Source organism: Alloacidobacterium sp. (genome assembly GCF_035631355.1).
GTDB lineage: Bacteria > Acidobacteriota > Terriglobia > Terriglobales > Acidobacteriaceae > Alloacidobacterium.
In genome coordinates, this window is sequence record NZ_DASQIX010000090.1 from 22,519 (window position 1) to 41,440 (window position 18,922).

The 18,922-nt window shown below is 54.8% G+C and carries 13 protein-coding genes and 1 tRNA gene; 9 read left to right on the plus strand and 5 right to left on the minus strand.

Translation table 11 applies throughout. The features are described 5' to 3' along the window. Positions 1–283: 283 nt before the first annotated feature. Positions 284–373 (minus strand) — tRNA-Ser (locus tag VEV40_RS16420). Between the two features lie 283 nt (positions 374–656). On the opposite strand from VEV40_RS16420, the gene VEV40_RS16425 reads away from it, so the two are divergent. The 5 genes from VEV40_RS16425 to VEV40_RS16445 all read left to right on the plus strand — a co-directional run bounded on the left by VEV40_RS16425 (position 657) and on the right by VEV40_RS16445 (position 9,712). Then, positions 657–4,277 (plus strand): carboxypeptidase-like regulatory domain-containing protein, encoded by a 3,621-nt coding sequence (locus tag VEV40_RS16425; protein WP_324833881.1) that lies wholly within the window; start codon positions 657–659, stop codon positions 4,275–4,277. A gap of 71 nt (positions 4,278–4,348) precedes the next feature. Beyond that, positions 4,349–5,473 carry a tetratricopeptide repeat protein gene (locus VEV40_RS16430; protein WP_324833882.1) on the plus strand — a complete coding sequence of 375 codons (1,125 nt, stop codon included), beginning with the start codon at positions 4,349–4,351 and terminating at the stop codon, positions 5,471–5,473. 81 nt (positions 5,474–5,554) lie between these two features. Then, complete coding sequence (locus VEV40_RS16435; RefSeq protein ID WP_324833884.1) at positions 5,555–6,556, plus strand: multiheme c-type cytochrome; 1,002 nt, start codon at positions 5,555–5,557, stop codon at positions 6,554–6,556. Between the two features lie 22 nt (positions 6,557–6,578). Beyond that, entirely contained in the window at positions 6,579–8,288 is a 1,710-nt protein-coding gene (locus tag VEV40_RS16440; protein WP_324833886.1) for a CRTAC1 family protein, read from the plus strand. Positions 8,289–8,320: 32 nt separating this feature from the next. After that, positions 8,321–9,712 (plus strand): AGE family epimerase/isomerase, encoded by a 1,392-nt coding sequence (locus VEV40_RS16445; RefSeq protein WP_324833888.1) that lies wholly within the window; start codon positions 8,321–8,323, stop codon positions 9,710–9,712. 11 nt (positions 9,713–9,723) lie between these two features. On the opposite strand, the gene VEV40_RS16450 is transcribed toward VEV40_RS16445, so the two are convergent. Together VEV40_RS16450 and VEV40_RS16455 are read right to left on the minus strand one after the other, a co-directional pair. Then, positions 9,724–10,650 (minus strand): RraA family protein, encoded by a 927-nt coding sequence (locus VEV40_RS16450; RefSeq protein WP_324833890.1) that lies wholly within the window; start codon positions 10,648–10,650, stop codon positions 9,724–9,726. 49 nt (positions 10,651–10,699) lie between these two features. Further along, the gene (locus VEV40_RS16455; protein WP_324833891.1) at positions 10,700–12,076 is read right to left on the minus strand and encodes a mandelate racemase/muconate lactonizing enzyme family protein; all 1,377 of its coding nucleotides are present in this window, start codon (positions 12,074–12,076) and stop codon (positions 10,700–10,702) included. A gap of 345 nt (positions 12,077–12,421) precedes the next feature. On the opposite strand from VEV40_RS16455, the gene VEV40_RS16460 reads away from it, so the two are divergent. Next, a complete protein-coding gene (locus VEV40_RS16460; RefSeq protein ID WP_324833892.1) occupies positions 12,422–13,696 on the plus strand; it encodes an ABC transporter permease in 1,275 nt (424 codons plus the stop codon). 9 nt (positions 13,697–13,705) lie between these two features. On the opposite strand, the gene VEV40_RS16465 is transcribed toward VEV40_RS16460, so the two are convergent. Beyond that, positions 13,706–14,440: a hypothetical protein gene (locus tag VEV40_RS16465; protein WP_324833893.1), complete on the minus strand. Its 735-nt coding sequence runs from the start codon at positions 14,438–14,440 to the stop codon at positions 13,706–13,708. Positions 14,441–14,551: 111 nt separating this feature from the next. Then, positions 14,552–15,241: a hypothetical protein gene (locus VEV40_RS16470; RefSeq protein WP_324833894.1), complete on the minus strand. Its 690-nt coding sequence runs from the start codon at positions 15,239–15,241 to the stop codon at positions 14,552–14,554. 215 nt (positions 15,242–15,456) lie between these two features. On the opposite strand from VEV40_RS16470, the gene typA reads away from it, so the two are divergent. The 3 genes from typA (at position 15,457) to VEV40_RS16485 (ending at position 18,713) form a co-directional block, all read left to right on the plus strand. Further along, a complete protein-coding gene (typA, locus tag VEV40_RS16475; protein WP_324833895.1) occupies positions 15,457–17,274 on the plus strand; it encodes a translational GTPase TypA in 1,818 nt (605 codons plus the stop codon). A 156-nt stretch (positions 17,275–17,430) separates the two neighbouring features. Continuing rightward, positions 17,431–17,769: a hypothetical protein gene (locus VEV40_RS16480; protein WP_324833896.1), complete on the plus strand. Its 339-nt coding sequence runs from the start codon at positions 17,431–17,433 to the stop codon at positions 17,767–17,769. Continuing rightward, positions 17,769–18,713, plus strand: a complete 945-nt coding sequence (locus VEV40_RS16485; RefSeq protein ID WP_324833898.1) for a TIGR00730 family Rossman fold protein — start codon at positions 17,769–17,771, stop codon at positions 18,711–18,713. Before VEV40_RS16480 ends, VEV40_RS16485 begins: the two co-directional genes overlap by 1 nt. The last annotated feature ends 209 nt before the right edge of the window (positions 18,714–18,922 follow it).

The window sequence follows — 18,922 nt, forward strand, 5'->3', positions numbered from 1 at the left end:
AAATCCGGCTGATGTACAAAGACCCGCTGAACGAAAACACTCTATTGTCAGATAGTTGCTCTTCCGGCAGGTCTGTGCCTGTCAGGTCAGACGCGCGAACAACCCCATTTTACGGTAGACGGTCCCGTGCGCGAAAAAGCCGAGACCGAAATCAACGTAACACCAGAGATGCCGTCAGACCAACCATCGATTCAGAAAGGCCAGTGGTCAGTCCACCGGTCCCGGACAAACCCAGAGCGCCCAAAGCAGGCGGAGGAAGCTCATGAATGTAGTCGGCCAGGAATGGCGGAGGGAGAGGGATTCGAACCCCCGTTACCCTTTCGGGTAAAGCGGTTTTCAAGACCGCCTGTTTCAACCACTCACACATCCCTCCGCAGGGATGAGGCGCTATTAACGCCACCTAAATTGTAGATGGCAAGCCGAATCGAGAGCAACACGATGAATTATTGTGCGAAAGATGAACGTGAGGTAGAACTCTCAGCGCAACAGGCGCTTACCCTCTAATACTTAGGTCTGATATTGCTCCCCATGTCAAGGTTGATAGCCCCGTACATATTTGGCTTGACAAAGACCCATGGCTGAGAGTTAGATGACGTTCCCATAAAACGTTTTTGTAGAGAACAGAACTGCTGTTTCGCTTTTTGGAGGAGGTTCCTGTGACGATACGGAGATGGGTGTCTTCCGCAGTATTCCTTTGCTCGTTTCTCATCGGCGGCCCACTATTTGCTCAAGGGATTTTCGCAACGCTGACCGGCGTGGTATCGGACCCGTCGGGTGGCGTCGTTCCGAATGCAACGATCACTCTGACCGATGCGGTTTCGGGATCCACGCGAAATACAGTAACGAATGGCGACGGCTACTATACGTTTGCGTCAGTGCCTGTAGGCACGTATGACTTGGCGGTCGATGCCAAGGGCTTCAGCCTTTACAAGGCCAGCACCATCAGCCTGGGCGGGGGTGAAAGACGCAACATCAACGTCTCGCTCGTTGTCGGCTCTACCGCCGAGACGGTCCAGGTGAACGCGGAGAATACAGCGTTGGCCATTACGGACTCCGGCGAAAAGTCGTTCTCACTGCAGACCAAGGAGCTTGAGAACTTCACGCAGGTTGGCAGCAACGCCGCTGAATATATCAAGATCGTACCGGGCTTCGGCATCCAGAACGGCACACAGAACAAATCGAACTATAACGGCCAGACAATCGGAATTAATGCCAATGGCGACTCCGGAAGCCAAAGCCCTCTAAATGCCGCGTATTCCTACAACGGTCTTCCCACTAACTCCCTTGACATTACGGCGGACGGCGCGCACGTCTCCGACCCAGGCTGCAACTGCGATACGCCGGTGAATCCGAACTCTGACTTTGTGCAGGAATTCAAGGTTCTGACATCGAATTTCAGCGCCGAAGAACAAAAAGGCCCGATTCTAATCACATCTGTAACCAAGGCGGGCGGCTCACAGTTCCACGGCAATGCTTTCTTCTCCGCGCGCAACCACGTCCTCAATGCAAATGACTGGCTGAATAATTTCAGCGGCGTCAAGCAGCCGGCAAACGTCTATTACTATCCGGGCGGCACGATTGGCGGCCCAATCATTATTCCGGGAACCAACTTCAACAAAGACCGCAAGAAATTCTTCTTCTGGACCGGATTCGAGTATTTCTACCAGGTGCTGGACACAGGGTTATTGCGGGCGACAGTGCCCACACCCGGGATGCTTGGCGGCGACTTCTCGCCTGCGGAGGTGGCCAAGGAAGGAAACATAACTGCTTCCGGAAAGGCACCTGGGCAGCTCAAGACGACAGATTTCGGGGGCAGCACAACCATACCCATGTGCACGGGCACACCGAATGGCAAGTGCATCGATCCGAACATGCTCGCCTTGGCCAAGCTTTATCCCGCTCCCAATGCAGACCCAAATGCCACGGGTGGATATAACTACGTCCAGTCCGAGATCTTCAACCAGAACAATCGGCAGTGGGCCATTCGTGGGGACTGGAACATCAGCGACAACACAAAGGTTTTCGTTCGCTATAACTACCAGCGGGAAGTTCAGCAGTTCCCGGTCGGCCTGTGGTGGCGCAATGGAGACCAGGTACCGTATCCAACCCCCATTGAAGGCAAGAACAGCTCGGATTCCATTTCCGGCACGATTACGCATGTCTTTAACCCGACAATGACGAACGAGACCGTCATTGCGTACACCTTTGTCGGATTCCCGAACGTGTTCAAAGACCCCTCCAAGGTCGATCGCACAAAAGTTGGCTATGGCTACCAGGGAATGTTTCAGAATGGAGTCGCACAGATTCCTTCGTTCGGCCAATATGGTCCGAGCGAAGCGGCATTCGTGTTCAATCCGGGTGGCTTTGAGGCTGGCGGCCCTTCACAAGGCTTGTATGCCGATAAATGGATGCCGAGCATCGGCGATACGCTCACCAAGGTGTTTGGCAATCATACGGTGAAAGCCGGTGGCTTCTACGAGTGGATCCGGAATTCGCAGCCAGCGAACAATGATACGAACGGGCTTCTGCAGGTTTCCGCGAGCAACTCGTTCAGTTACGGAAATGAGTATGCCGACCTGCTGACAGGCAATCTCTCCAATTACACGGAAACAAACAAGAACAGAATTAACGATATCCACTACACCACATGGGAGTTCTTCGGACAGGACTCGTGGAAAGTGACCAAGAAGCTGACTCTGGAATACGGGATGCGCTTCAGCCACTTTACTCCATGGATCGATGGCGAGGGTTTCGGCTACTCGATCTTTGACCAGTCGCAATTCAATCCGGGTTGCGCGGGTTCTCCGACGTTCTGCGGATTTGAATGGCACGCGAAGGACAGCTCCGTACCAGTGGGTGGATTCCCGACACGAGCATTGTTCTTCCAACCGCGTCTTGGAGTCGCTTACGATGTCACTGGAGCAGGGAGAACGGTTGTGCGCGGCGGATGGGGCCGTTTCTTCTACCACTCCGGGCAGTTCACAAATGGTCTTGACGCATCGGCGGGCGTGGCGACCGCCGGACTATCCCCCACTACATGGGTGGGTGGTCCAGGATGCCCGACCAATCCTCCTGACGGGGCTTCTTTGTTTACCGTCTATCTATCCTGTCTAAACCTTTCTGCAACACCCGCTTCGCCGGCGGCTGTCGATTCGAAGGATGACAACCAGCCATATACAGATAGCTGGAGCGTCACTGTCGACCAGCAGACGCCTTGGCAAGGCCTGTTGGAGATGGCCTATGTGGGCAACCGCAGCAGAGACCTCCAGAATACGCAGGGAGGGGCCGGCAGCAATATCAACCTAATACCCGCCGGGGCCATGTTCTCCGCCACCAATCCTGGAAATGCCAACTCGAACCTGTATCGCCCGCTGCAGGGCTACGGCGATCTGAACCTGGCTACGAACAATCTCTACAGCAACTACAACGCGCTGCAGGTCAGCTGGGCACGCCATGCGGGGTTGTATACCATTCAGGCGAACTACACCTGGCAGAAGGCCATGGGGATCGTGAATCCTACTGCGGACCCCTTCAACATCGCAAGCAACTATGGTGTGCTTCCGTCGGACCGCCGGAACCTGTTCAACGCCGCCTATTCCATTGATCTCGGGAACCGTGTTCATATGAATCCGTTCATAAACGGGACTCTGAATGGATGGCAGTTCTCGGGCATTACGCAGATGCAAAGCGGTGCCAACCTTACCTATGGCGGCAACTATGCGAACAACATCAACACCAACTTCAACATGGCACTGAGCTGCGTGGACCCAACAGGTGGCACGGGATGCGACAACCAAAATGGCGCGATTATTCCCGGCTCGAAGAGCGCAGCGAACCCCAAGGGTATTCCCATCAATAACCAATCCATAATGGGAACAAATGCAATCCAGTTGAATCCATTAGTCCTCTGCAACCCAAGCGGCGTCTCGGGATCACACACCTACGTCAACACGAACTGCTTCGCGGCGCCGACGGTTGTTGGGCAGAACGGGCCGGTGAACCTGCCGGTCTCGTATGGCCCGTCATATATCGGTTCTGATCTGGCGGTGTTCAAGAACTTCTCGATGTCTGAGAGCAGGAAGTTGCAATTCCGCGTCCAGGCATACAACTTCCTGAATCACCCGCTTTATTCGTTCCCGAGCGGCAGCAACCTGACCCTGCAGTACGAGCAGGACCCGGCGACTGAGCAGATAACTCAGGCAAATTCAAACTTTGGCATAACCACCCAGAAGCAGGGCGCTCGCATTATGGAGTTCGCGGTAAAGTTCTACTTCTAGGGACTGCTACAGACCAACGGGAAATGGGTGAACTCAACTTACTTGTCATGTAGTCTGGATGCGTTGACGGTATGTTGAAGTTCACCCTTTTTCTTGTTTTGGCGCTGCCTGCGGCAGGGTACGCGCAGACGCCTGAACAATTAGTACAGGACGCGCAGCAGAAGCAGCGGTCCGGTGATCTTGAAGGCGCGGTTGCGGAATATAAGCAATTCCTTCAGATGTATCCCGAGGCGACTGCTATTCACTCGAACCTGGGCGCGGCTTTGGCCGATCTGGGCCGATTCGAAGAAGCCATTTCCGAATACAAGATTGCTCTCAAGCAATCCCCTTCTCTCGTGCAAGCAAGGCTGAACCTGGCGCTCTGCTATTACAAGATGGGGAGAATCAATGACGCCGCGGCAGAGCTTGAAAAAGTGCACGTCGAGGACCCTGGAAACCATCAGGCTGCTCTTCTGCTGGGCGACTGCTACATGCGCATGGACCGGGAGAACGACGTCATCCGGGTTCTGGAACCAGAGGAGAAAAAGTATCCGAACGACTTGGGCGTCGCCTATCTGCTGGGAACCGCGCTGATCCGGCAGAAGCGCGTGGACGAGGGCCAGGTGCTGGTGGACCGGATTCTGCGGAATGGAGACTCGGCGGAGGCCCACCTCATGCTGGGCACAGCGAAGATGGGCATACAGGATTTTGCCGGCGCGCGGGACGAATTTGCCAAGGCAGTCGCGCTGAATCCAAACCTGCCTGACGCCCATGTTCTCTATGCCAAGGCATTGATGTTTACGGGCGATTCCGATCTGTCACATAAGCAATTCGAGGCTGAATTGCGCGTCGATCCGTATAACTTTGACGCGAACCTGCAACTGGGGGCGAATGCGCGGCAGGAGCAGAACTACGAGCAAGCCCGCAAATACTTTGTGCGCGCAGAAGAGACGAGGCCGGGAGATCCAGGTGTTCGCTATCAACTGGCGCTGATTGATGTGGACCAGGGACAGCTTGATCAAGCGCGGCAGATACTCGAAGGCCTGGTGAAGGAATCGCCGCAGTTTCTGGAGGCGCATGTTACGTTGTCACTGGTGTACTACCGGCTGAAGCGAACCGAAGATAGCAAGCGGGAGCGGGAAATTGTGCAGAAGCTGACTGCTGAAGCGCAAGCCAAACAGCCCGGCGTCAATCAATCCGGCGGCAAGGTGCAGTGACTTTGGGCCTCGTGAATGTGGCGGACTCTTTCTAAATTCGCGACAACGTATCTACAGTGTTTGCTGGCAGTCGGAATACTTTTGCTGGGCCTTCCAGCCATGGCGCAAGCCAACCGCGAGCCTGCCAATGCCTGTGCTAAATGCCACTCTGAAGCATTGTCACAGCCCAGCACGCACATGGCGCGAGCGCTGGAAATGGTGGAGCAGAGCAAGGTACTGATTGATCACCCGCTGCTGACAGCGACAAACGGCAAATATTCTTACCGAATTGAACGCAAGGGCAATCAGAGCCTCTACTCCGTCACCGATGGCACGACAACGGTCACCATGCCGATTCGATGGTCGATGGGCGCCAGCTCCGCCATCGGCCAGACATACATATTGGAGAAAGATGGCCAGTTATATGAGAGCCGCATGAGCTGGTTTAGAGAATTGAACGGTCTCGGGCCGACGCTTGGCAGCGCAGGCTCTATGCCTGCCGACGTACACGAGGCTGCCGGGCGGCTTATGAGCCATGATGACAAGGTGAGCTGTTTTGGATGCCATGCCACGAACGCCGTTCAGGGAACCCAGCTTACGTTCGACAAGATGGTTCCCGGAGTGCAGTGCGGGCACTGCCACGAAGCTACAGAGGCCCATCTTGCGGCCATGTTGCACAACAGCAGCAAGGTTGTCATTCCGCCCGCGTTATCGAAGCTGTCCACAGAGCAGATGTCCAACTTCTGCGGCCAGTGTCACCGGACCTGGGCAGAAATTGCGATGCAGAAAAATCCGGGCATCACGAACATTCGTTTCCAGCCTTACCGACTGACGGAAAGCAAGTGCTACGACCCTGACGATGCGCGCATAAGCTGCGTTGCCTGCCATAACCCTCATACTGAAGCGAGTGATCAGCCCGTGGACTACGACGCGAAGTGCCACGCATGTCATGGAGGCGGAAAAGCGGGCGCGAAGGCTTGTCCCATATCGGGGAGCAAGTGCATAACGTGTCATATGCCGAAGATCGAACTGCCGGGAGGCCACTATAAATTTTCCGACCATTACATCCGGATTGTGAAGCCCGGCGCGCCATTTCCGGGTTGAAGCTGATGATAGGATGTTGCGAATGATGTTTTCCAGGCGTGGTTTTCTGCAGCTTGGCATGGCCGCCGGAGCCGCAGAGTTTCTGCATCTTCCCTTACAGGCACAGATCACCGGAAATAAGCCGTTGTTCAGCGAAGTGCCGCCTTCGGCTTCAGGCATTCACTGGGTCCATGAAAATGCCATGTCAGAGAATCGCTATCTGCCCGAGGCGCTTGGACCAGGCTGCGCGTTTCTGGATTATGACAACGACGGCTGGATGGACATTTTTCTGGTGAACAGCGGCCCCAGCGATTTCTGGAAGCCGACCAAGCCAGTCCGCAACGCTCTCTATAAAAACAATCGCGACGGGACATTTACGGATGTCACGGAAAAAGCCGGTGTCTCCGGAGCTTATTTCGGAATGGGCGTCGCGGTTGGAGATTACGATAATGACGGCTGGCCGGACATGTTCGTGACTGCCTATGGCCGCTGCATTCTCTATAAAAACAATCATGATGGCACGTTCACGGATGTGACCGAGAGGGCCGGAGTCGCAACTCCGGGCTGGACCACAAGCGCCGTCTGGTTCGATTACGACAATGATGGAAGGCTCGATCTGTTCGTCTGCAGCTTCGTGGACTATGGAGGTGTACGCAAGCTGGAATGCGGCAATAACCAGCTCGGCAGAAACTACTACTGTGTTCCTCGCGTCTTCAAGCCCACTGCGAGCTTCCTTTATCACAACAACGGCGACGGCACGTTTAGTGAAGTGAGCAAAGGAACGGCCATCGCCGACGCTTTAGGCAAAGGTCTAGGCGTGGTCGCCACCGATATCAATAATGACGGACGGATGGACCTCTTTGTCGCCAATGACACAGTGCAGAATTTCCTCTTTATGAACCGCGGCCCCGGGGCAAATGGCCGCTGGAAATGGGAGGAGATCGCATTGCAGGCCGGCGTTGGTTTCAGTGAAAGCGGGCGGACGCGCTCGGGCATGGGCGTGGATGCGGCAGACCTGAACGGAGATGGATGGCAGGACCTCTTCGTCGCTAATGTGGACCACGAATACTATTCGGTCTACATCAATGACAAGGATGAAACATTTCACGACGCTGCGCAGAAAGAGGGCGTGGCTGGTGATACGCGGCTGATGAGCGGATGGGGATTGAAGTACTTCGATTATGACAACGATGGGGCCATAGATCTCATCCTCGCGAACGGCCATCCGGACGATATGATCGATTCTTATTCCATGCAGGTGAAGTACAAAGAGCCACTGCTGCTCTATCATCAGGGCGCGGACGGCAAGCTGCACAACGTGAGCCAGAGCGCCGGCCCAGTGTTCCAGAAGCATTTCGCGGCGCGAGGCCTGGCCGTGGGCGACTATGACAATGATGGCGCTCTGGATGTGATTATCGGAGTCAATGGCGGGCCGCCGGTACTCCTCAAGAACAATGCAGCCAAGGCCAACAACTGGCTGGGATTGAAGCTGGAGGGCGTTGCCTGCAACCGCGACGCCATCGGCGCGCGCATAATCTGGAAAGCAGGCAGCAAGACGAGAGAGAGGCTGAAGAATAATGGCGGCAGCTATCTTTCGTCACATGATCTTCGCGAAGTTCTTGGTATCGGCGACGCCGCGCAGATCGATGAGCTTGAGATTCACTGGCCGGCTCCGAGCAAGCACATCGAGAAGCTCGGCAAGTTTGCTCCAAATCGTTATGTGCACATCATAGAAGGCAAAGGCATTGTCTGATCGCAGGTCAGACACATAGGAGTGCCTCCATAATGATCACGGTACACAGCGTCTTTATCACCGTTATGCTGCTCTGGGTGGTTCCTGCACTACATCCACAAATGCCCTCTCCATCGAAGCCGGACTTAATCACTTATCTGCCCGCGGGTAAATCTGCCTACCAGCACTTCGCAGAAGAGACGGAAAACATGCTCCATGCAGACGTACTCGATGTCTGGTATCCGCGATCCATCGATAATATCCATGGCGGATTCAATGCCGACTTCGCTCGCGACTGGACTCCTCTTCCGAGCAATGGCAAGTTCTCTGTATTTCAAGGTCGCATGACATGGGTTGCTGCGCAGGTTGTTCTTCGGCGCCCTGCGTTGCGACAACAATATCTCCCTTATGTGCGCCACGGAGCCGACTATCTCGCGAATGTGATGTGGGACAAGCAAGACGGCGGGTTCTTCTGGGGTCTTGCTGACGACGGTTCCATCTCACCGGCCTTCACTGATCACAAACACCTCTACGGCATCAGCTTTTGCATTTATGGTCTTGCCGCCGCTTACCAAGCTACTGGTGATGCGCGGGATCTTGAACTTGCACAGCGTGCGTTTCGCTGGACCGACGACCATGCCCATGACGCTAAGAATGGCGGCTACTTTGAATGGCTGACACGGAATGGCACTCCTCTGCAGGCGGAGCCCTATGCCGCTACAGTTGCCACTGCGGGAGGTTTTCCAGTCGGCTACAAGTCAATGAACACGCATATCCATCTGTTGGAGTCTTTCACGGAGCTTTTGCGCGTCTGGCCTGATCCGGTGCTCCGATCCCGCGTTGCCGAACTTCAGCATCTCGTACGCGACGTGATCACAGTCGAACCCGGCGCTATGAACCTTTACTTCACCAATGCATGGCAGGCCGTTCCTGAAAATGATTCGTACGGCCACGATGTTGAAGTCACTTATCTGACTAATGAAGCAGAAGAAGTGCTTGCCCATGCAGGCGCATCGGTGTCTCCCGCTGACCGCGATCGCACTGAGAAAGTCGGCCGGATGTTGATGGACCACGCCCTGGCGTATGGCTGGGACAGTACACATGGAGGTCTCTATCACTCTGGCCCTTTTATTGGAAGCCCGAATGATTTCCTAAAAGAGTGGTGGGTGCAGATGGAGTCGCTGAATACTCTACTGCTTTTGCACGAACGGTATGGACGCACAACTGACGTCTATTGGAAAGCCTTCCAACTCCAGTGGCATTGGATCCAACAATACCAGCTTGATCACCAATTCCGCGGTGAGTATGCGCTCATCAAGCCCGATGGCACTCCAGTCTCAACCCAAAAGGGACAGATGTGGAAGGGAGCCTATCACGAGGCCAGAGCGCTAATGAACGTAAATGAACGCCTCCAGCACCTTGCTGCTGGCTCTGCTCCGAATTAGGAAACTAAGCTTTATCGCGACTTTCTCTTCTCAAGAATCGAATTGAATTCAGCGCGAGACATTTTCAGTTTTTCAGGGTGAGCATCGACCCACTTTGCCAGCGCGTCGTATTTTTGAGGCGTCCATCCACCTTCAAACTCACCTCCATTTTTGCCGGAGCGATTCAGTTCGAAATTAAAGTCATCCTGCAGGTTCGTGAATTCGGCCGAACTGATCGCGTCTTCGGCCAGAATCGCAGGGATGAAGATCACTCCGTCGGTTTTGGCTAGCACCAGGTCTCCGGGCAGCACAATTGCGCGCCCAATCCGCACCGGAGCATTGATTGCCGTCAATATCATGTCGGCCCACGCTGATGGGTCATATCCCCGATAAAAGCCATTCAAGTTGGGAATTTCCCGGTTCTCTTCCTGGTCGCGGATTCCGGCATCAAAAATAAATCCGGCATGTGTGTGGGCCGCAATTCCACTGCCCAGATTAGAGCCGATCAACGTACCTTCGATGATTTTTCCAAAACCATCGGCAACATAAACGTCTCCTTCCTGAAGTTCATTGATTGGCCAACTGTTGGTCCAGCTTACCCGCCCTTCTGCCTTGCCCTCAGCTTTGATAGCCTCGGCCATGTCGGGTCGTAGCGGCATATATTGCGCGGTCAGGGCGCGGCCAGCGAAAGGCTTGTCAATGTGCAAAGCCTGCCAGCCGCCCTCGAATTGGCATCTATAACCCTTTTCGCGCAGATAGTCCCAGACATCCTCGATGGAAACGTCCAGTGCACGCTTCAGCAAATCGTCTGGAAGTTTCGGTCTGCCATCAGGGAACCGCTCCCCTTTCCAATCTGATGTGTAGAACAACATCTGCTCTTTCGTCATCTTCACCTGAGAAAAAGCAGGCGCCACAGCTGTTGCGAAGACAAGCAGGACGGTCGATAGAACTCTTTTCATGAATTCTCCCCTCAGCATCAGAACCTCTATTCGTTTGCGGAAGCCGTCATCAACTGAACGTCGCGTCATCCCACGATTGCTTTTCGTCCCACATGGGCGTCGGCTCAAAATATCCGGTGCCGGGTTTCAGGTGACGCTTCATTTCATCATCGTTCAAAGTAATTCCCAGGCCGGGTGTGTCAGGAACTTTGATGAAGCCCTTGTTGATGATGGGCTTGTCGATCCCCGTGACCAGGTCCTGCCAGAATGGAACGTCGAGCGAGTGGTTCTCAAGCGCAAGGAAATTGCGGGTTGCCGCAGCGCAATGGACGTTCGCCATACAACCGACAGGCGTACCGGCAAAGTGCATGGCCATGGGAACGCCATAGCGAAACGCCATGTCCCCGACTTTGTGCGTGCGCAGGATGCCGCCCGATGTTTCGAGATCAGGATGAATTTTGGTGACGGCATGGTTTTTGCACAGCGTCTCAAAATCGGTGAACTCGTAAATGTCTTCCCCTGTAAGCGTCGGGGTAGGGCTGGCCTCGGTGATCTGTTTCAAAAGATCGGTGTAGTACCAGGGAATAACATCTTCCATCCACTCGAGATTGAATTTCTCGTATGCCTTACCCAACCGGATCGCCGACTTAACTCCGACATGCCCCAGATGGTCCATCGAGAGCGGCATGTCATAGCCGATATTTTCCCTCACCGCAGCGACATATTCGCATAAACGGTCAATGCCTTTGTCCGTGACTTCAGTTGCTATAAAGGGATGCGGTTGAGCATGTTCTTCCCACTGGCTTAAGCCTGCCGGTTGCATTACGGTGCCAGGTATCCCCTTCAGGACATCAATGCCCAGGTCCATCTTCATCCATGTGAGACCCATCTCCTTGCGCTCTTTCGCGCGGCGGCCATATTCCTGCGGGTCTTGTGATTCCGTCGTGTCCGCGTAAATGCGGATGGAGTCGCGCCACTTGCCCCCAAGCATCTGATAGACGGGGCAGTTGTAGACCTTGCCCGCGATGTCCCACAGCGCCATTTCAACCGCGCTGACACCGCCTCCCTGCCTAGCGCCTCCTCCGAACTGAGCGATCTTCTCGAAGAGGTAATCGATGTTCAGCGGATTTTCGCCGACGATGCGGCTCTTCAGCACCATAGCGTATTGATAGTTGGCAATGTCGCGCACTTCACCCAGACCATACACATCCTGGTTCGTATCGATGCGAATAACGACACAAGGGCTCGGGCCGGGCTTCACGATCACGGCATAACGCATATCCGTAATTTTGAGGGTCGACGGGCTGGAGTTTACATTCACGTTCTTAAGGGCGCTTTCCGCCTCTGCTTTCTTGAGTGGTTGACCGATAAGTCCGCCGGCCAGGAGCATCGCTGAAGATTTCAGCATGTCGCGGCGATTGTGCCTTAGTCCATTACGATTGAACATTCCCTTCCCCTTTCAGAATTCAACATCAGGACACATTCTCTGCATCCGGAAACATTCTGCCGCCTGTTTGCTTTGAGGCAACCATGCGATCAGAGATGGAAGAAATGAAGAAAATTCAGAGATGTTTTGGAGCCTTATCCGAATTCTTCAATAACTTACGCGCATCGTATGTCGATTTCAATGAATGCAAACATGTTTACTGGAGGGACAACATGAAACGTTTGGAGACATGCGAGAACCAGTCTCAGAATCTACCCGGCGCGGAAAGCATCCAACTGGAGTGGCAATTCCGCGTACGATAAGTAAAGGGCCTGCCGCCATCGCGGGCAGTGGCAGAATGCTTCTATGAATCCAGTCGCGACACGTCTGGCGTCGAGAGTCTCCTTTGAGAAGACGCTGGCCAGCGCCAAGCGCACCATGCTCCTGAGTGAAATCGTGCGGCTGGCGGTGGACAGCTTCCGCACGAGCAAAGTCCGCTTCATGCTCACGGCGCTGGGCATGGTGATTGGCTCCGCATCGCTGATTCTTGTCGTCACCATCGGGCTTACCGGCAAACAGTACATTCTGAACCTGCTGCAGAGCATCGGCACCAACATGGTGTACATCGAGTACTCGGGTGGCGGCACCGGCACGATCAATAACTTCCAGAATGATTACCTGACGCGCGAGGATGAACGTGCCGTGGATGAGCAAGTCCCCGCGATCATGTATTCCTCGCCAATGCTGGAAATGCACGACCGCATCAGCATCAATGGGCAGGAAAAACAACTGCTGGTGCTTGGCGTGAGTCCGCAATACCGGCAGGTGCGAAACCTGAAAGTATTGTCCGGGCGCTTCTTCGACGATCAGGACGAGATCACCCATGAAAAAGTGGCTGTCGTTACTCAGGTTTTTGCCCAGGAAATGTTCGGCAGCCAGGACGCCGCCATCAACCAGAGTTTCAGCCTCAGCGGCATTCCTTTCACTATTGTCGGAACGTTCAAGGAGAGCGTGGATACTTTTGGGCAGTCTGAGATAGCCGACCAGACGATTCTTATTCCCTATTCTGTTGCCCGCTACTTCACAGGCACGGACAACGTGAAACAAATCTTCTTCACGATTCGCGATAAGACGGATGTGGAAGAGGCTGCGAAACAGATTGTCCAGGTAGTAAGCAGCCGGCACCAGAAGAATTCTGTTTATAAAGCCAGTACGCTTACGGCGCTGCTGACAACGGCCGCCTCGATTGCGAATGCGCTCACCGTCGTGCTTTCTCTTATCACCGCTGTCACGCTTGCAGTCGGAGGCGTGGGCATCATGAACATCATGCTGGCGACCGTTCGCTCGCGCATCCGCGAGATCGGCATTCGCAAAGCGCTCGGGGCAACGGCGCGCGAGATTAAGCTGCAATTTCTTATTGAAGCGGTTTTCATATCGCTTGCCGGGGGCGTGGTGGGCACAATTCTGGGACTTGCGTTTCCCATCTCGGCGCGTCTTTTCACCGACTACCGCATTCCCATTTCGATCTGGTCAGTGATTATTGCTCTTGCCACTTCAACTCTGGTGGGCATCGTCTTCGGAACGCTACCGGCGAACCGCGCAGCGCAACTTGATCCGGTCGAATCCCTTAAATACGAGTAGTTCGAAGCGCTACTGGACCTGAGTGCCCGGCGGAATGACGGCAATCGCAAGTTGCATCTCAGTGCCGCCGTCCAGATGAACGTTCTTCTTCCTCGCGGTAAATACACCAGAATTCGACTCATGGATATCGCTGTGAAGTTGAATGTCAGGGATACTCTGCTGTGTTTGCTGTGACTGGCCGGAGCTGGACGGCAGGCTGGGAACTGGGGCTGGGGTAGGAGAAGACGGAGAAGAGCGCATACCTCCACCGGAACTCCCTCCCGGATTTCCTGCTGAACTTCCACTTGTACTTCCGGCAGTGGGTGGCATGGTCTGGCCGGACATAGGCGAAGAGTTGACGACATTGTCCTGATTTCTCGCCAGGCTTGGCGGCGGCTCAATGCGCATGATGGTCGCCTTGATGGCCATCTGCTGTCCATTTTTCAACTGCGCTTTATCGAAGGTAAGCTGCACGGAAGAATCGCTTTTGTTTTCCGAAGGCTGCACCTGGTCAATATGCCCAAGCAGGACCGTGTTCTTCGGCAATTCCACAGATCCCGGAATCTTCACAGCTTCGTCCAACCTGGCGGTAACCGCATCGCCCTGCTTTGCCTTTTTCGCATCGATGCCTTTGCTCAGAGATGCACGCGCGGCGACCATCTGAATGGATTTTTCAGTATCGCTGTCTTGCGCACGCGCGCATATCAGACCTGTCACAAAGACCAGTACCGATGTGAGGATCCACGCTTTTTTGCTTAACTTCATTGGCAACTCCTTTCGACCGGTCTTATTCAGTGGGAACACTTCAGTCAGCCCTGCGTTGCTTGCCGAATATGGCCTTTACATATCTCGCTGGGCACTATCCATGTGCACCTTTTATTTGATCTCCGAGCCTGCTGGAACGACAAGAACGGCCATTTGCATTTCAGTTCCACTACCCAGATAAACATTCCTTCCCTTTGACGTAAACGTCCCTGAAGCACTCTCATGAACATCACTTTTGAGAACCACTCCATTTACATCCTCGCTCGTCCGCCCTCCTTGAGTCGTAGGACTGCCTGGCGGCGGGGCTGCAGAACCGGGATTTCTCGCGGCGGCTGCCCCAGTGGGAGTTGGCGCAAGCTGGTCTGGTGGCAACGAGCCGCCGCCTGGGATCCCGTTACCCGGAGGTGGATATATCTGCATAATTGTCACTTTGATGGGAAGCTGCTGACCATCTTTCATCTGTGCCTTATCGAAGGTTACCTGAATTGCGGAGTCGCCCTTGTTCATTGATGGCTGCACCGTGTCGATATGGCCTAGCAGGATGGTGTTTTTCGGGAGTTCGCTGGAGTTCGGGATCTTTACATCATCCAGCAACTTTACTGTAACCGCATCACCTTGTCTGGCTTTCTTGGCATCCAGGCTTTTGTTCAACCAAACGCGCGCACTGGCCATTTGAAGAGTTCCGCTTCCTGCGGTTGCAGGCTCCTGTGCGACTATAAACGCCGGATTTATAACGAGTAGGACAATGGCCGCAGTTAACATCAGCGATCTTCTGTTTAATTGATTATGTGTTTTATTCATCACGGGAATCCACATTTTATTTTCAGTTCACACAAGCGATGACAAAAATCATCACGAGGCAGGGTTGATACTCGGCCCGATTCCAGGTTCCATTCAATCGCTGCTGGTAAACTATGTAAAGGAAATAAGTTCCTGCTGCCCTACCTTATCCAGCCAGGCAGCCACCCACAAAATTACCTACACTGGTCTAGGAAGAGAAGAGGACACTTGCGCCCATGAGCACTGCCATTCGCAACATCGCCATCATCGCCCACGTCGACCATGGCAAAACCACGCTTGTGGATGCCATGTTGCGTCAAGCCGGCACCTTCCGCGCCAATGAAGCCGTTGCCGAGCGCGTGATGGACTCGAACGACCTGGAGCGCGAGCGCGGCATCACGATTCTCGCCAAGAATACTGCGATTTATTACAAAGACTCGAAGATCAACATTGTCGATACGCCGGGCCACGCCGATTTCGGCGGCGAAGTGGAGCGCGCGCTGAAGATGGTTGACGGTGTGATCCTGCTGGTCGACGCCTCGGAAGGCCCGCTGCCGCAAACCCGCTACGTTCTATCAAAGGCGCTTGAGGCGAGACTGCAGCCGATCCTTGTCATCAATAAAATCGACCGCCCGGACGCGCGTCCGCAGGAAGTGCTGAACGAGGTCTATGATCTGTTCATCGATCTGGACGCAACAGAAGACCAGCTTGACTTCCCCGTGCTCTATACGAACGGCAAGCTTGGCCTTGCAAGCGCGGAGGCCGCCACTCCGGGAACAGATCTGCAGCCACTCTTTGACACCATCCTGAACGCGATTCCACCCGCAGGCGGCGATGCCGAAGGTGCGCTGCAGATTCTGGTCACGAACCTCGACTACTCTGACTATTTGGGGCGTCTCGCCATTGCCCGCGTCTTTAACGGCACGCTACGTACTGGCGACGAGGTTAATATCTCCAAGCGCGATGGTTCGCTACAGAAGACGCGCATTACCAAGCTCTTCAGTTTTGCTGGATTGAAACGCGTTGACATCGAAGCTACCGAGCTTGGCGATATCGTGGCTATCGCAGGGGTAGAAGGCATCACCATCGGCGAAACCATTACCGGCATTGAGAACCCCGCCCCGCTGCCGGCGATTGTAATTGACGAGCCGACTATCGCCATTCAGTTCTCGGTCAACAACTCACCTTTTGCCGGGCGCGAAGGCCAGTTTGTGACCTCGCGCAATCTGCGCGAACGTCTTGAAAAAGAGCTGCTCACGAACGTCTCGATCCGTGTGGAAGAGACAGGCAGCCCGGACAGCTTCAAAGTTATGGGCCGCGGCGAATTGCAGCTTGCCATCCTGATCGAGATGATGCGCCGCGAGGGCTATGAGCTGATGGTTGGCCGGCCCGAGATCGTAACCCGCACCATCGATGGCAAAGTAATGGAGCCGGTCGAACATCTCACCATCGACATTCCCGAAAGCTTTGTTGGCGTCGTTATCGAACGCCTTGGGCCACGCAAGGGTGAGATGACCAAGATGCACAACCACGGCTCGGGCCGTGTGCGGCTTGAGTTCCGCGTGCCCAGCCGCGGGCTGATCGGACTGCGCAGCGAAATGCTCACTGAGACGCGCGGCACTATCGTGATGAATTCGCTCTTCGACGGCTATATTCCATACCAAGGCGAGATTCCGCAGCGTCTCACCGGCGCGCTCATAGCCGATCGCGCCGGTACGATCACCGCTTACGCTCTTGATGGACTCCAGGACCGCGGTGTGCTCTTTGTGCAACCCGGCGTCGAAGCCTATGAAGGCATGGTGGTCGGCGAGCACTCGCGCGACAACGATCTCGACGTGAATGCTGTTCGCGAAAAGAAACTGACCAACATGCGCGCCTCCAGTGCGGATGACGCGATCCGACTTGCACCGCCTCGCCTGCTGAACCTTGAGCAGTCAATTGAATTTATTGCCGACGACGAACTGGTCGAGGTTACACCGAAGTCTTTACGCCTTCGTAAGAAGATTCTCCAAGCGAACCGCCGACCGAAGCGCCATGCTGTGCCGGTAGCGTAGAACAGGGCACAGCACTCAGGGCGCAAGGGCACCATCTCTTCCTGCTGAGCGTTGAGCTCTGTACCCTGAGACCTGCACCCTCCACCCAGTCCATGTGTTACTGTTTTGGAAAGAGCAGTTTGGGCACGCCTGCCTTTCGCTGCCCACTCAAAACGCATGTCGCATCAGCCGAACCTGTTTTCGTCCAACGCACCACACGGCTCGACCGAACCCGCTCCGAAACCTGGGCCACAGCTAATTGAAAATCAACACCGCACGCCGGTCTGGCTGAGGCGGATCGATCTTTTTCTCCGTGTCATTGTGCGGCTGTATCTGGGCCTGCTGGTTGTGGCGTTGCCGTGGACGCATCTGTGGGACGAAAACCATCTCTTCAGCCTCGTTCCGCAGATCGCCTGGCTTACCGCGAACGGCGCAGTTCGGGGCATTGTCTCCGGGCTGGGGCTGCTGAATATCTGGATTGCGGTCAGCGACGCGATCGAATACCGTGAGCCTTAATGTCCGATAAGAACCTTTCTCCTCTGGCGAGCGCAGCGCTTGCTTACGAAAATCCGACATTTCTCAACGGCCCGGAAGGGCGCGTCATCCGCATTCTTTCGGAATATTCTGAGCCGCTGGCGCGGTTTCGCCGCGAGCACATCCAGGACACGGTTGTTTTCTTCGGCTCGGCCCGTTTTCGCGCGCTTGACGTAGCCAGCCACGAACTTGAGCTGCTGGAAAATACTGGTTCACAGCAGCCCGCTCCGCCGGAGGAGCAGCCTGCGAGAAGGCCCAAGCCTGATGGCGCAAGCAGTGAACTGCAACTGCGCCGCGCCGAGGCTGCCGTCGAAATGGCTAGGTACTACGAAGACGCGCGACGGCTTGCCTTTATGCTGACGGAGTGGACGAAAACTCTGCGCTCGCGGCGCGATCGCTTCGTCGTGACCTCTGGCGGTGGACCAGGCATTATGGAGGCCGCCAACCGCGGCGCCTATGAGGCCGGAGGCAAGACCATCGGTCTAAATATCAAGTTGCCCTTCGAGCAGGAGCCGAATCCGTACATCACTCCCGCGCTTAATTTCGAGTTTCACTACTTTTTCATGCGCAAGTACTGGTTCGCCTACCTGGCGAAGGCGCTGGTTGTCTTTCCCGGCGGCTTCGGCACGCTCGACGAGATGTTTGAGTTGCTGACACTGGCGCAAACGCAGAAGCTGGCCAAGAAGATCACCGTAGTTGTTTATGGGTCGTCCTATTGGAAAAGTGTCGTGAACCTCGATGTGCTTGTGGACAGGGGCACCATATCCCCGCGCGATCGCGAACTCTTCCAGTTCGCCGATACGCCCGAGGAAGCTTTCGCGATTCTCAAGGATGGCCTGACGAAAAACCATCTAACGACTGAAGCTCAACCCTCGGATTCCGACGATAGCGCGCTACGTCCGGAAATTGCACGCACGCGCCCTTAAGGAGGCGACCTCGTCCTCTGCGTTTGCCATAAGTCATTCTAAACAAAGTGAATATGCGAATCAAACTTGGGGCCGGCAGCAACCAATACCTTCCTCTTTTATTTGTCAGTTAGATTCCCTCCTGCAATTTGACCTTCCTTTGTTGCACACGTAATGCCGCATTCATGGTGCATCCCCAATACTGGGATCAGGAGCGGAGAACCGGAAAC